Origin of the sequence: Acinetobacter sp. CIP A162, from assembly GCF_000367905.1 — a bacterium.
Classification (GTDB): domain Bacteria; phylum Pseudomonadota; class Gammaproteobacteria; order Pseudomonadales; family Moraxellaceae; genus Acinetobacter; species Acinetobacter lwoffii.
On record NZ_KB849162.1, the window covers coordinates 63,854 to 78,790 of the forward strand.

Consider the following 14,937-nt stretch of genomic DNA (forward strand, 5'->3'; position numbering starts at 1 on the left):
CACGTCCGGTTCTGCGAGGGGCTAAGGGTGAGACTCCCTTGGTCTACTCACCCCTATATTCAAACTCATTCAGGCTGGGTCTATACCGCCTTTATTATTGATGTGTTCTCACGAGCAATTGTTGGATGGAAAGTATCTACACGGATGAATACAGATATGGTACTCGATGCACTTGAGCAAGCATTGCACGATCGAGGCATGCCAAAGAATGTGATTCATCATTCCGATAGAGGTGTTCAATATCTTTCTATTCGCTATACCAATCGTTTAGAAGCTGCAAATTTACGAGCATCAGTCGGTACAACTGGTGATTCATACGATAATGCTCTGGCTGAAACGGTGAATGGCTTATACAAAACAGAGGTGATTGAATATTTAAAAGCAGATTGGCAAGGTTTAGCAGATGTACAACTTGCGACACTAAACTGGGTAGATTGGTTCAATAAAAAGCGTGTACACAGTGCACTGGGTTATGTATCGCCTTTTGAGTTTGAAGCAATGTACTATGATAAGATTAACCCGTTAGGTCAGGTGGCCTAACTTAAATAAAAAAGTCTCCGACAAACCCGGTACGGTTCATGGATCAGCAATAATATTGAGTTAAATGACATGCAGGGTGTCCATACTTTCTTATTAAGTTTAGAAGAAGAAGGTGGTGTTGATATGATCGCAGTAGGTCATGAGTCTTATATAGGACATCGCCCAGTACATAAGGTTAAGTTTGAAAAGAATTAGCACCTCCTCTGAGAGATTTTTCTTTACCAGCCCTATTTTTGTAACATCCAGTAATTTTTTTGTAACCTTATTGTTATTTATTGTTCACTTTGTTTATTATATAAAAGATGAAAGGTGGAGAATTTAAGATGCTCACTAAGGTCGAAGCCATTGTGATTTCACTAATGGTAATTGCATTAATACTCATTATTTATGAAATGGGACAAGGACTTAATTGGACTTTATAAATGCTTTCTCAGCTTAAAAAAAGTTCTCAATTGATGGCATTAATTTATTTATCAGAAGTTTCAGAATTTTGATCTTATGCTTGGCTGACTAAAGATGAATAATATCTATATTGGTGATATTGTTTACCTAGTTTACGGTAGTCATCCAATGATGGTTGAAAAATTGCACGATAATTTAGCTACTTGTATATGGTTCAGTGATAAAAAACATTTTTTCCGTAAGAATTTTCCCTTAAATATCTTAATAAAAAAACGTAATTCAACAAAATATACCTGTATAGATTAAGCTTGAAAATTATCTTAAAGCTTCAATAGAACTGAATCAAAGCACCTTAGGCGGGCGAATTCAAACATGAGGTGCGATAGTTTCAAAAGCCTTATGATAATCAATAAGCTGAGAAAATTTCTCTAATAGTGTAAGCCAATCTAACGCTTTTCTAGGACGAGTATTCAGTGACATGGCAACTTGATTTAAATAATGCTGATCTGCCTGATTTAAATCAATCCCTTTAGGTAAATATTGCCTAATTAAACCATTCATATTTTCGCATGTGCCTTTTTGCCATGGTGAATGTGGGTCACAGAAATATACATCTATGCCTAAATTTTACCATCTCACGTCCACGGTCATAGGTCAACGTTTCACGCAGTTCTCAGGTAAATATTTCAGAGCTTTAGTTAAAGCCTTGCGCACTGATTCTGCCTTTGCATCAGATAATGTTGCCAAGATACAGAGCTGTGTATTTCGTTCAATAAGTGTTGCTATCGAACTTTTATTGTCTTTACCTTTAATTAAATCGGCTTCCCAATGACCCGGTATCTTTCTTGAACTTCGGCTGGGCGCTCATGAATAGTTTTAATATCCTGTAATATAGAATCTTTTTTAGGTTCACCGTTAGCTTTTCGCTTTTTATTTTCATGATGCAGACAGGATAATAAGTCTTTTTTCAACTCACCCTTTGGTAATGCTCGTATCGTTGAATAAATCGTTGTATGGCTTACATTCATTGTTTGATCCAAATCAGGAATTGTCTTTAAACGCTTCGATATTTGCTGAGGAGACCATAAACAACGGATCGCTTCAACAATAAATCTCCAGAGGATTGAATCGATTTTGAGCTTTCTGTGACTACGTCTACGTCTAGCGAAGGTGTTATCAGAAGCATATCGAGCTTGATAAACGTCATTGATACTATTTCTTTTAAGCTCACCATAGATCGTACTTGGATGTCTTTTAATGAGTTCGGCAAATTTTCTTGGTGAAAAGCCTTCTTTTCTTGACTCAAGCATTAATGCAGTACGATCTTCAAAGTTAAGATGATGGTATGACAATTTTATATACTCCATACCCTTTAAATTAATTAGGTGGTTTATGTCGCACTTCAAGTTTTACTCTGCCTTGCCTCTAATATTATTGAGAAACTGATTGATCAAAGTATTTCAAATTAAGAAATAAATAATTTTATATTTAGCTCTGATGGGATAACCATCAGGGTATTTTTTTGTCATTAAAATCTAATTTGAGACATCATTATGAATGATTTTTTTTAGAAACGAATCGAAGCATCAAAATCAATGACATTGAAGTTCGTCAGATACAGATGAAAGACTTCGATACCTGGGCAATCCATACTGAGCCGTTAAAGAACTTCATTAAAGACCAAAATCATTCAAGTGTACAACCATGGCATGTGTTACTGATCTGAACAATGAATCACTGGTAGAATTTGCTGCTGAGGAACATGGATTTAAAGAGCTACTTAGTGAAGTCATGAAAATGAATTACGGTGCATTTCAAAACTATGTTATCGCTTGAACTGAGGATCAGAAAGCTTGTTTGAATTGATGTATTTCATCCGCAGATTATGCGCGAATGCTAAGAAATCTGGAGTTCGAATATTAACCAAAAAGAAGATCATTTTTTGATTTATGCGAGAGATCTATTTTATTTTTATATTTATAAGGCTAAACTTTCCTCCAATTTAATACTGGTATGTACCACTTAATTTTAGGGCGTGTCTTCAATATTAAATGTATTTAAAAATACTGTTTGCATGTTCGCCTAAACAATGATTTTCCATTATTACATAATGATCTGGCTCAGGAATATTGATAATGACCACAATGACTGATGATTTAGGTCATGGTATGGGCAATGCCTGGGAACATAAAGACTGGGCACATATTTCTGATCCAGAATTACAAAGCCTGCAGCAGCATTATTCCTGTTTACAAGGTCATATTCAGATTTTGTGGTGTAGTCCCCGGCCATTTTCATCTGCGGCGCTGGTCAAGGTGGAGCAGGATTTTGTGATCAGGGATGAAGCAGTCGCGCATCAGTATTTGATTAAGCGCAGCCATTGTTCCTTTCGTCGTGCCCGCGATATTTTACAGGAGCATGCCGTTCTTCAGCATTTAGCTAGCAAAGAAATTCCTGTTGCAGCATTGATTAGCTCAAATCAAGGTCTGACCGCTTTAGAGCTAGGTGACTGGACCTATGAAGTCTATGCAAAAGCAGTCGGCTTAGATCTGTATGCAGATCAGCAATCCTGGAAACCTTTTTTCTATGCTGAACATGCTGCGAAAGCGGGGCAATTGCTGGCAAAGTTACATATGGCCATGCAGGATTTTCCTGAGCACCAAGGCCGATCAGCATCTTATTTATTGTCCAATCAGCAGCTTTTAGACAGTGAAAATATCGTTACAGCCATTCAACGGCGCATTGTAAACAGTCCAGAATTAAGCCGTTACTGTGCCGACAAAAATTTAGATCCTTACTTTTTAGATCAAATCTTACAGGTTCACCAGCGTATTCAGCCTGTATTGCAACAGGCAAGCAGAATTTGGACCCATAACGATTTACACGCTTCTAATCTATTCTGGTCAGCACCGGATGCCAAAGCGGAGATTACTGCCGTAATTGATTTTGGTTTATCTGACCGAAATTCGGCACTTTATGATCTGGCTGTGACGATTGAACGTAATTTCATTGATTGGTTGGAATTAAAGCAGAACCCACATATTCCGATTGATGAAGCCGGTTTAACCGCTTTTCTCCATGCTTATTTTTCCGAAATACATCCACAAGAAGATTTTAGTATTTTGCCAGAACTGCTGAAAATCGTGCATCTGGATTTCGCTTTTTCAGAGCTGGAGTATTTTGTGGGTATTACCCACAACCTCAACCATGCAGATGCGGCTTATTACGACTGGATTATCGGTCATGTGGACTGGTTCTTTGGCGAACAAGGCCAACAATTTACCCAGACTTTAACTCGGCTCATTCAACATGAATTGCAAGCTTCTCAATGCTCTCTCTAAACCCAGCATCATCACCCACTTCACATACATAAGGTTTCGTATGAACACTCGTCAATTCAAACAGAATGTATTAACCCGATCTTTAAAAATGATCATTCTGTCACCGCTGTGTTTAGCCCCGCTGACTTATGCTGAAGACGATGTGCAACAGCTTGACACGATTGTTATCACAGCCGATCAAAGTATCCCTTACACGAGTACCAAAGTGAATATTGAAGGTTTTGGTACGGAGAATTTGCAAAAAATACCTGCATCAGTTTCTATCTTGACTGCCGATCTCATCGCTGAACAACATGGCCGTGTGCTGAGCGATGTTGTAAAAAATGATGCAGCCATCGGTGATGGCTATGCTGCAATTGGCTATTATCCAAACTTTGTCTCGCGTGGCTTTGCACTTGATTTGGCATCAAGCTACCTGATTAATAGCAATGTGATTCGTGGTGAACAAAACGTTGCACTTGAAAACAAAGAACGTGTGGAAATTTTAAAAGGCATTTCCGCGATTCAAAGTGGGATGTCAACCCCGGGTGGGGTGGTTAATTATGTCACCAAGCGACCGAAAGATATTCAGGCACTGACATTCTCGGCTGATCAACACGGCCAGTTTTCAGTGGCAACTGATCTCGGTGGTTTTTGGGGTGATGAGCAACAATTCGGATATCGCATCAATCTGGTGAATGAACAGATGGATTCTTATGTCGATCATGTGGAGGGTGAACGCTATTTAGCGGCATTGGCATTGGATTGGAAGATGTCAGCGCAATCCAAAGTAGAACTTGATCTTGAAGCACAGCGTTCCGAACAAAAATCAGTGCCAGGTTATCAATTACTGGATGGCAAAGTCCCAGAAAATGTGAAATGGGAGCGTTTACTTGGTTATCAGACTTGGGGTAAACCGGTCACGATCGATAGTCTGAATAGCAGTTTAAAATATAGCTATGCTTTGAATAGTGACTGGAATCTGGGACTCGTTGCAGCATACAGTAAATCCAGAGTTGATGACTATTCAAGCTTTGCTTATGGTTATTATCGGGAAGGCTGTCTGGAAGAGTATTCCTGTAACACGTTTGGTAAAGCTGGCGAGTATGATATTTACGATTATCAGAATCCAGATGAAACCTTTAAAACCAACCAATTTAAAGTCAAACTAGATGGGGTGATTGATACCAATTGGGCGCAACATTATCTAAATTTTGATATTACACAAACCAATAAATCGCGAGATCGTTTTGCTGGTGTCAATGAATGGATTGGTGTAGGTAATATTTATACAGAAACCATAGATTTTTCCCCAGTAACAGCGAATGCTGGACCAAAATATCAAGCACTTAAAAGTAAACAAACTGCATTTACAGCATTAGACCGTATTGAATGGAATGAACATTGGACCACTTTAATTGGCGGAAAATGGATCGAGCTTGATGAGCAAGCACATGCTTATGATGCAGAGGGTAAGCAGGTAATAAAAGTCCGCGATACCGATTTAGCTAAATTTTTACCGCAATTCGCAATCAGCTATAGCCCCTTGGAATCGACTACCGTCTATGCCTCGTATGCCAAAGGCTTGTCAGATGGAAAATCAGCACCTTGGTTTGCAGAGAATGCTGCTGAAACCCTAGCACCGATCTACTCAGAGCAATATGAAGTTGGTTTCAAACAACAGATCAAGCAGTTCTTATTGATTGCCTCGCTATTTGATTTACGCCAAGACAACCAATATAGCAAGCCGATTTCAGGACTTCGCTATTTTGTTGCGGAAGGCGAACAACATAGTCAGGGTCTGGAGCTCGGACTGAATGGTGCATTAACCGATCATCTGGCCTTAACTTCATCTTTTGCCTTGACTAAAGCCCGTTTAGAAAATGTAGAAGCGGTTGAATATGGTAATCATCAGGCGCAAAACGTGCCAAAAGCTCGTTTCGCAACACATCTTCGCTATAACGTACCGAGCATTGCAGGTTTCACTGTTCTGGCAGGTGGTCAATACAGTTCCAGCAAATATGCCAACAAAGAGGGTGCTGCGAAAGTTGCAGGTTATAGTGTGGTTGATTTAGGCGCTGCTTATCAATTTAAACTAAATACGACCGATGCATTGCTACGCTTGAATATTAATAATCTGTTCAACAAGAAATACTGGCGTGATGCAGGTGAATTTTTGGGTGACGATTATTTATTCTTGGGTTCGCCGCGTACAGCAACCTTGTCATTCAATCTGAACTTCTAAATTGGCTGCTTAATCAGGTTATATTGCTATGGAAAATATAGAAATTGCAGCGTTTATTTTAAACGTTTTAGGTGTCTGGTTGACGTCTAAACAATATAAAGCCTGCTGGTTGGTGAATATTGTCGCTGTATTTCTGTATATCATTATTTTTTATCGTGTCAATTTATTTGCAGACGCAGCATTACAAGCTGTATTTATCTTGATGCAACTGTATGGATGGTATAGCTGGACGAAAAAAGATCAAGATCAGGATCTCAGCGTACAAGTTGGCTATTTGAATCAGAAAATCTGGGTATATAGCCTGATTGTGGGTATCGTCGCTGGTCTGGTGATTGGCGCTTTATTTGCTCATTTCACCACAGCATCACTCCCTTGGTTGGATTCCATGTTAGCCTCTTTTAGCTTGGTGGCAAGTTATTGGGCGGCAAAAAAATATATTGAAAGCTGGGGATTATGGTGTGTGTTAGATGTGATTTATGTCGGCATGTATAGCTATAAGTCATTGTATTTAACCGCCGTGCTTTATTTTATTTTTATTCTTCTGGCACTCAATGGCTGGAGAATGTGGCGAAATCTTTATAGAGTGAAATTATCTTGAAATGACACTATTGCAAATAGAAATTTGAGGTGATGCTCTTTCCTTTAAAAAAAGTGTTTATAGACTAAAAACTTTATTTGAATTGGCCGCAGCTTGAAGATGTTGCTGATATTTTGTGAAAGCTAGCTACCATACATTCAAAGCGAACCGAAGTTCGCTTTGAATGTATTTCACTTCTTAAAAGAACCCGGCTGGTTTGGTCGAATAGCTCACTAACAGATTTTTGGTTTGTTGATAATGATCCAGCATCATTCTGTGATTCTCACGACCAATGCCGGATTTTTTATAGCCACCGAAAGCCGCATGCGCAGGGTAGATGTGATAACAGTTAGTCCAGACCCGACCTGCCTGAATAGCACGGCCTGCACGGTAAGAGGTATGCGCTGAGCGTGACCAGACACCGGCACCGAGTCCATAAATCGTATCATTGGCGATCTTGATCGCATCATCAAAGTCTTTAAAGGTGGTCACAGCCAATACAGGCCCGAAGATTTCATCCTGGAAGGTCTTCATGTCATTGGTGCCTTTAAAGATAGTCGGCTCAATATAGAAACCTTGACCCACTTCCTGACGTGCTTCACCACCAGTCAGGATCTGTGCGCCTTCTTCACGACCAGTGGCAATACAGCCCAGAATCTTGTCCTGCTGTTCCTGTGAGGCTTGCGCGCCAATCATGGTGTCAGTATCCAGCGGATGCCCGGTTTTAATCCGTTTCACCCGTTCAACGGCACGCGCCAGAAATTCGTCAGCAATACTTTCCTGGATCAGCGCACGCGATGGACAGGTGCAGATTTCACCCTGGTTCAGGGCAAACATGGCAAAACCTTCCAGCGCTTTGTCCAGATAATCGTCTTCCTGATCCATAATGTCGGCAAAGAACAAGTTTGGTGATTTACCGCCAAGTTCCAGAGTCACCGGAATAATATTTTCAGTCGCATATTGCATGATCATCTGACCGACGGAGGTAGAACCGGTAAACGCAATCTTGGCAATGCGTGGGTTGGTGGCTAGCGGGCGACCGACTTCAACCCCATAACCATTGACGATATTCAGGACACCCGGTGGCAAAATATCCTGAATCAGTTCAGCCAGCACCAGAATGCTGACCGGAGTCTGTTCTGCAGGTTTCAACACAATGCAGTTGCCCGCAGCCAGGGCAGGTGCCAGTTTCCAGGCAGCCATCAGAATCGGAAAGTTCCACGGGATAATCTGACCCACGACGCCCAACGGCTCATGAAAATGATAAGCAATCGTATCTTCATCAATTTCGGAAATGCCGCCTTCCTGCGCACGAATACAGCCGGCAAAATAACGGAAATGGTCAATAGCCAGCGGAATATCGGCAGCCAGCGTTTCACGGATCGGTTTGCCGTTATCCCAGGTTTCTGCCACTGCCAGCAGTTCCAGATTTTGTTCCAGACGATCGGCAATTTTCAACAGAATATTGGAGCGGGTGGTCGGCGATGCTCTGTTCCATTGTTCTTTGGCTTTGTGCGCTGCATCCAGGGCCAATTCAATGTCTTCTACAGAAGAACGCGGAACCTTGGTAAAGACTTTGCCATCTACCGGAGAGATGTTGTCAAAGTATTCACCTTTGACCGGAGCGACCCATTCGCCGCCAATAAAATTCTCGTATTGTGCTTTAAAATGAACTTTTGAATCAGGTTGATTAGGATCGACGTAACGCATATTTATTTCCTTTGCTTATTTTCGTATGGCAAAACCGCTTCTACAGCTTTGGTATAAGGTACTTCTGCACCTTATTTGATTAATATAACTGGTATAAGGTTGGAAAAAGGTTGGGGCTAGCATGTTCACGATATTTTCATCCATTTTAAAAAAATAACGATTACAGCGGATGTAAATCATGAATTGTTGTGAGAATAAGGAATGATGACAAAACAAGATTTGATGGAAAAAAGGCACAATACTGATCAGCTTCGGCAAAACAGCAGTTTGTCTCCCTTACATGCAGAACAGCTGGGACAGAGTATTGCCAGCTCCTGGCAACGTTCATCCTCGGCTGAAATCCCGAAGAATCGTTTAGCAGCACCGCTGACGGATTTAAAAAAGACCACTTCTTCCTCAACTTTAGCCCAAGCCCTGCAACATTGTGCTCAGGATTTAAAACATATTGCCGAGCAATCTTCTATGGTGCTGGCGGTCGGAGATATCGGCAGCACCATCATTTGGGCAGCTTCTAGCCCACAAATGCAAAGTGCCGCAGAAAGTGTACATTTTATTGAAGGTGGGCAATGGCGCGAAGAGCTAGTCGGAACCAATGCATTGGCATTATCCTTAAAAACTCAACAATCCAGCTGTGTCTTTTCCAGTGAACATTACATGTCCTCCATTCATGATTGGGTTTGTTACGCTGCCCCGATTATTGATCCCTATTCAAAACAGGTCTTAGGTGTCATTGATCTGTCGACTACCTGGCCAAAGCATAACAGTTTAGCACTACTAGCTGCGGAGCGCTGTGCTACGATCATCCAGTCGGCTCTACTAGAATGCCAGAAGCAGCGCCTGTTTATTCGAGCTTTTTCAGTACCTCAAGTGCTGTTTAATGGCAAGATGTTGGTTCTGACTCCTCGACAGATTGAAATTCTGACCATTCTAGCCTTATGTCCGCAGGGTCTGAGTCTAGATACATTGCATCAAGCCTTATATGGCGAGCGCAAGGTCAGTATGGGTACTTTAAAAGCAGAAATGTCACAATTACGCGATTTATTAGGTGGTATGCTGGGTTCCAGACCCTATCGTTTATTGGCGCATGTAGAGGCTGATTTTTTAATGACAGAGCAATCTTTAGATGCTGGGTATATCGATTCAGCCTTGAAATTATGTACCGGCGTATTTCTGGCCAAAACAGAAAGTCCATTTCTATGCGCTTGGAGAGATTGTCTGGAATCACGCCTGAGCGATGCCATTTTCAAGGCTAATGAAACCGATGTCTTGCTGAAACATGTGGCACATTTTCCTGAAGCGATTGATGCTGTAGAACGCCTGATTGAACTGATGCCCAAAAACCATCCCGTTCATCAGACTCTGTTAAAATATAAAAATCTTTAAAGCTGATGTAACTGTCGGTACAAAGCTAAACAGTTAAAATAGGAATATTCTGGAATATTAAGTATTATCCTTGCTTACTGTGGGTTTGCTTATTAATTTAGACTGAACCTGATCCTAAAATTTTTATCAGTGGCTACCCAGTTTGACCAGCCGCTTGATGGGATGCTCTTCATCAAAATCAGCTACGCTCACCTTCATGTCATTTGAAGGACGCGCAGTTTATTCCTCAGAGATTAAATATGATATTAAGATCATACGACGGGAAATTTTTTCTGGCTGGGACGGGCTAAAAAAATCGTGGCATTTTTCTACCATGGGATTAATGTCGATATTCATAATGAAGGGGACTTCATAAAAAAGAAACACCCCCCGCTTTTATCCTCTTATGAAGGCAAAAGGATCAGCCAGGAACAGGAAAATGCATGTCTGCTCTTGGCACACTTCCTCAGGAAATGAAACAGGGGCTGTTAAAAATGTAAGTCAGATGCTTGGAGAGAAGACTTACATTGAGGCACTACATCGCCGCTTTAAAAATATCTACCACTTGGGCATGGCTGGCTTTACGTGGATTGGTCAGCATGCAGGCATCTTTTTGTGCATTTTCCGCCATGATGGCCAAGTCAGCTTCTTTTACATTCAATTCCGTCAGCCCAGATGGAATACCAATTGAAGCCGAAAGCTGACGAATGGCGCCAATCGCTTCATAAGCTGCTTCAGTTACGGTTAAGCCTTCTGTATTCACCCCCATCAATTGGGCAATTTTGGCATAACGTTCAGGACAAGCAATCAGGTTAAATTCACAAACATGGGGGAGCAGAATTGCATTACAAACACCATGCGGCAAGTTGTAGAAGCCTCCGAGCTGATGTGCCATCGCATGCACATATCCTAAAGAGGCGTTATTAAAGGCCATTCCGGCAAGATATTGAGCATAGCTCATGGCATCCCGTGCTTCTAGATTATCCCCATTCGCCACTGCGGGACTGAGCCATTCACTGATCATGGTGATCGCCTTTTCTGCACAGGCATCAGTGATGGGATTAGCAGCCGTAGATACATAGGCCTCAACCGCATGTGTCAGAGCATCCATCCCTGTTGCCGCAGTCAGGCCGGCAGGTTTGGCCAACATCAGTTTAGGGTCATCAATTGCAATGAGTGGTGTGCAACGCCAATCTACAATCGCCATTTTCACATGGGTATCGGTATTGGTAATGATACAGAAACGTGTCATCTCCGAAGCCGTCCCTGCCGTGGTATTGATTGCAATCAGTGGTGTCATCGGGACGGTACTTTTATCAATCCCTTCATAATCACGGATATGTCCGCCACCTGCAGTGACTAGACCAATGCCTTTGGCACAGTCATGTGAGGAACCCCCACCTAACGATACAATAAAATCACAGGCATTTTCATTATAAGCTGTAACTCCATGATGCACGTTAATATCAGTTGGATTGGGTTCCGCGCCTGGGAAAATATAACTGTCAACACCCGCCTCTTTCAAATAATTTGCAATATCATCTGCAACACCAAATTTAAACAGCCCCGCATCAGTTACAATCAGCGCTTTCTTGGCACCTAAATTTTGTGCTTTTATCCCGATTTCTTTAGCACAGCCCGGACCAAAAAGTGAAACACAGGGAATATAAAAACCGTTAGTTTGATCTGAAATATTTTTAAAAGCCATGGCGTGATTCCTTCTACCATTAATTGATTATTTTATCGGTGACCCTCACCGTAATATAAGTATTGGATGAAGTTAAAAAGAATCCTACCTACCAAATACCTACCAATTTAAATTTCTGATTCTAGCCAAAATAATGAATCTGAAATATTTAAAAGTAGGTTGGCAAGGTTTAGCAGATACTGAGTAGATTGGTTCAATAGAGGGCATGTAAGTAGCGCACTAGGCTGTTTACTACTTTCTGATTTTAAATAAATACTAAAATGCTTTATTCATTTTTAAGATAAAGATAAACAGTACAGGGCTTAGAAATACCCATAAAGCCACAAAGCTAATACTGGAGCTAAACTGGGTACGTAATAAAAACATCGCGACGAATAAGAAAATACCCGCAGTGAATTTAGTGTGCGTAGGAAAATTAGCTAAAAAAGCGTAACGAGATTTTCGGGTTTTTAGGATCTGCTTTGCACTTACCGCATAAAAACCAAAACAGCTCAGCCAAAGCAGACCGATCACTGCAATCCATATCATGTTGATGATTCCTGTTGCGTAACTTTTAGTTTGGCGTGAATTTTATTGACCGCCTTTTGCTGAATAGGGGTAATTTTCTGGTGTAACAATAGGGCGAGAAGTGCCAAGTTCCACAGCATCAGATCGATTCGCAGAAATGGCCAGTAAGTTGTAAAAGAATCAATATAATCATGGAAAATGAGATAATAAATATTGATCAGCGGCAGCATAAAAGCAGTACCAATCAGGATTTTAAGCTGAATTTTCCATAAATATTGCTGCGGTGTTAAACATGCCAGAATGAAACTGCCGAGCCAAATACTGAAAAAACTATAAATCTCATAATTTGGTGCACCTACAGGGATGCTGATAAAACGATTCGCATAGAGATAAGCCAGCATGGCAATCGGCAAGCCAAGTATCATGGTGATATTCAAGCGGTTCACCAAATAATGTCCGAGATGAAACCGCGCTGATTTTTTCTGAATCTGGCGTTTCAGACTCCACAGCAGCAGACCGGAGGCAATCATGGCGCAGCCCAATATGCCAGAGAAAAACAATCCTAAACGTAAAGCAGGTTCAGCAAAACGTGCCATATGCAAACCATACATGCCGGCATTGAGTGTGGCAATTGCACTTTCATTGCGTGTATTTTCAAGCAATTTTCCGGTAGCAGCATTTAAAATGAGCTGTGCCTGATTTCTGGTAATGGAATGATCTTTGAGCTGTGTTAAGGTTATGTGTGCCAGCTGGGTATTGGGCTGCTTGACCGTGATATTGTCAAATTCCGCATGTCCCCAGTGTTGCTGCGCCGTGCTAATAAAATGTTGAATTGGCAGCATCTCGGTTTTCACCGGAACCACAGAGTTGGCCAATACATTGACTGTGCGAATTTCTTCAAAATACTGAAAGGGATTGTCTGGATAGAGTTTTTTCATGCCGGAAGGCAGTACGATATAAAAGAAAATCGCCAGCCCGGTAAATGTCATGGTCAAAAAGAACGGCAGGGCAATCACTGAACTAACATTATGAAAATCCAGATAGGAGCGCTGCCCCTTAAATGCTCTTAAGGTAAAAAAGTCTGTCAGGATTTTTTTATGGGTAATGATTCCTGAAATCAGAGTCAATAACATGATAAAGGCAGCAATCGTCACAATCAGCCGACCAATGGTGTAGGGCATACCATAGAGCTGAAAATGAAAATTATAGAAAAAATCTCCCCCTTGGGTGGCCGAGAGGTTTAATTCTTTTCCTGTCGAAGCATCCAGGGTTTTGACTTCATAGCCACCATCCGCTTTTTGCCAGTAGACTTTATTCACAGGTGAATCTTGATTGGCGACTCCGATATACCAGTTTTGGGCGTCCGGTGCATGCTGCTGTAAATAGCTGTAAGCAGATTTTAAGGCAGTTTCCTGATTGACTTGTATTGAGGCAAATTCAGGCTGCATCCATATACTGATTTCATGCCGGTAATAGGTGACCGCGCCTGTTAAAAAGATCGCGAAGAGCAGCCAGCCAAAACTTAAACCTAACCATGAATGTAGCCATGCCATGGATTGACGGACAGATTTATGCATGGTTTAACCTATGAAGCGGGAGATGGTAAATAAGCTAAGGAAAGGAAGCAGGCTATAGACCGAAAGCTTTTTTAAACTCTGGATACAGAAGATGCCAATCACAAAACAGACATAAAAAATCAGGGCAATAACGGCGGCCAAATAGACGGATTCTGCTTTGGGCAGAAAAGCCTGTAGAAAGTAAGCCAGATCGAGTGCGATCAAATAACTGCACAAGTAGCCCATCCCAAAGCTCATGCCTAAGCGATAGAAAATGGCGAGTGGCTGCACTACAACAGACATCATATTTGGCCTTGAATAAATCTATACTGATGAAAATCTAAAAACTTAATAAACAAAACTTAAAGTCGTTACCAGATACTGTTTTTTATAGGCCTGCTGATTCAATTTTCCGGCCTTGTCTGCTTCTTTGCCAACTTCAATGACATATTGACCTTTCCATGGCGTGGCGATCGTAATCTGGCCTTGGCCGTTGGTGGTGTATTTTTTTAGCCAGAATTGCGGGGAAAAGACTGTGACTTCAACATCCGCAGCAGCTTTACCCTGATACAGTACCGTAAATGTATTGCTGTTGATCTGGGTCGGGACAATATCCAGTTCGGACTCTGCTTTCAAGTTTTGTCTGCCGGATTTGGCATGATAGCTCAGCAATGATTCTCCATAGATCAATTCATGAGTGAGCTGGACATCGGTCTGGCCTTGGGTTGCATAGAGCAAATGATCCTGTTGCATTTGAGGACTAAATGTTTTTTTGGCCTGAACGGCCTTTGCCTGATTGAAAGACTTGAGGGCACCTTGCTGCGTTTCTTTGAGCTGTTCACTATATTCACCAAAGAACGCATGAGTCTGCTGATTTGTGCCACGTTCTAGCCAAAGCATATGCGCCTGAGCTGAAAGTGTCATAGACAGTCCAAGGGTCAAAGCGATCATTTTTTTCATTTGTTTTACCTATTTTTGTGTATGTAGTGATGATTTAGCCCTGAACATGT

General features: G+C 41.4%; 11 protein-coding genes and 2 pseudogenes. 6 read left to right on the forward strand and 7 right to left on the reverse strand.

The window, feature by feature from the left end; all coding sequences use genetic code 11:
* Positions 1-54 precede the first annotated feature (54 nt).
* Positions 55-540, forward strand: a pseudogene (locus tag F995_RS15805) (IS3 family transposase); the annotation flags it as partial.
* A gap of 768 nt (positions 541-1,308) precedes the next feature.
* Here F995_RS15805 and F995_RS15810 read toward each other — a convergent pair.
* Positions 1,309-2,252, reverse strand: a pseudogene (locus F995_RS15810) (IS30 family transposase).
* Positions 2,253-2,646: 394 nt separating this feature from the next.
* On the opposite strand from F995_RS15810, the gene F995_RS17150 reads away from it, so the two are divergent.
* From F995_RS17150 to pnuC, 4 genes are all read left to right on the forward strand, one after another.
* Entirely contained in the window at positions 2,647-2,778 is a 132-nt protein-coding gene (locus F995_RS17150; protein ID WP_005100775.1) for a hypothetical protein, read from the forward strand.
* 299 nt (positions 2,779-3,077) lie between these two features.
* Positions 3,078-4,283, forward strand: coding sequence for a phosphotransferase enzyme family protein (locus tag F995_RS15815; protein ID WP_004647788.1), 1,206 nt, complete (start codon positions 3,078-3,080; stop codon positions 4,281-4,283).
* Between the two features lie 40 nt (positions 4,284-4,323).
* A complete protein-coding gene (locus F995_RS15820; RefSeq protein ID WP_004647789.1) occupies positions 4,324-6,507 on the forward strand; it encodes a TonB-dependent siderophore receptor in 2,184 nt (727 codons plus the stop codon).
* 28 nt (positions 6,508-6,535) lie between these two features.
* Positions 6,536-7,105 carry a nicotinamide riboside transporter PnuC gene (gene pnuC, locus F995_RS15825; protein ID WP_004647790.1) on the forward strand — a complete coding sequence of 190 codons (570 nt, stop codon included), beginning with the start codon at positions 6,536-6,538 and terminating at the stop codon, positions 7,103-7,105.
* Between the two features lie 177 nt (positions 7,106-7,282).
* Here the strand turns inward: pnuC and F995_RS15830 are convergent, their stop codons facing one another.
* Entirely contained in the window at positions 7,283-8,794 is a 1,512-nt protein-coding gene (locus F995_RS15830) for an acetaldehyde dehydrogenase ExaC (RefSeq protein ID WP_004647791.1), read from the reverse strand.
* A 201-nt stretch (positions 8,795-8,995) separates the two neighbouring features.
* Between F995_RS15830 and F995_RS15835 the strand changes: the two genes are divergently transcribed.
* The gene (locus F995_RS15835) at positions 8,996-10,177 is read left to right on the forward strand and encodes a helix-turn-helix domain-containing protein (RefSeq protein WP_004647792.1); all 1,182 of its coding nucleotides are present in this window, start codon (positions 8,996-8,998) and stop codon (positions 10,175-10,177) included.
* Positions 10,178-10,691: 514 nt separating this feature from the next.
* On the opposite strand, the gene mdh is transcribed toward F995_RS15835, so the two are convergent.
* The 5 genes from mdh to F995_RS15860 all read right to left on the reverse strand — a co-directional run bounded on the left by mdh (position 10,692) and on the right by F995_RS15860 (position 14,887).
* Entirely contained in the window at positions 10,692-11,864 is a 1,173-nt protein-coding gene (gene mdh / locus F995_RS15840; protein ID WP_004647793.1) for an iron-dependent methanol dehydrogenase, read from the reverse strand.
* Between the two features lie 255 nt (positions 11,865-12,119).
* Positions 12,120-12,392, reverse strand: a complete 273-nt coding sequence (locus tag F995_RS15845) for a hypothetical protein (RefSeq protein ID WP_004647794.1) — start codon at positions 12,390-12,392, stop codon at positions 12,120-12,122.
* Positions 12,389-13,948: a PepSY-associated TM helix domain-containing protein gene (locus F995_RS15850; protein WP_004647795.1), complete on the reverse strand. Its 1,560-nt coding sequence runs from the start codon at positions 13,946-13,948 to the stop codon at positions 12,389-12,391. The genes F995_RS15845 and F995_RS15850 overlap by 4 nt, the downstream gene beginning before the upstream one ends.
* Positions 13,949-13,951: 3 nt before the next feature.
* Positions 13,952-14,233 carry a hypothetical protein gene (locus F995_RS15855; protein ID WP_004647796.1) on the reverse strand — a complete coding sequence of 94 codons (282 nt, stop codon included), beginning with the start codon at positions 14,231-14,233 and terminating at the stop codon, positions 13,952-13,954.
* A gap of 42 nt (positions 14,234-14,275) precedes the next feature.
* Complete coding sequence (locus tag F995_RS15860; protein WP_004647798.1) at positions 14,276-14,887, reverse strand: DUF4198 domain-containing protein; 612 nt, start codon at positions 14,885-14,887, stop codon at positions 14,276-14,278.
* Positions 14,888-14,937 lie beyond the last annotated feature (50 nt).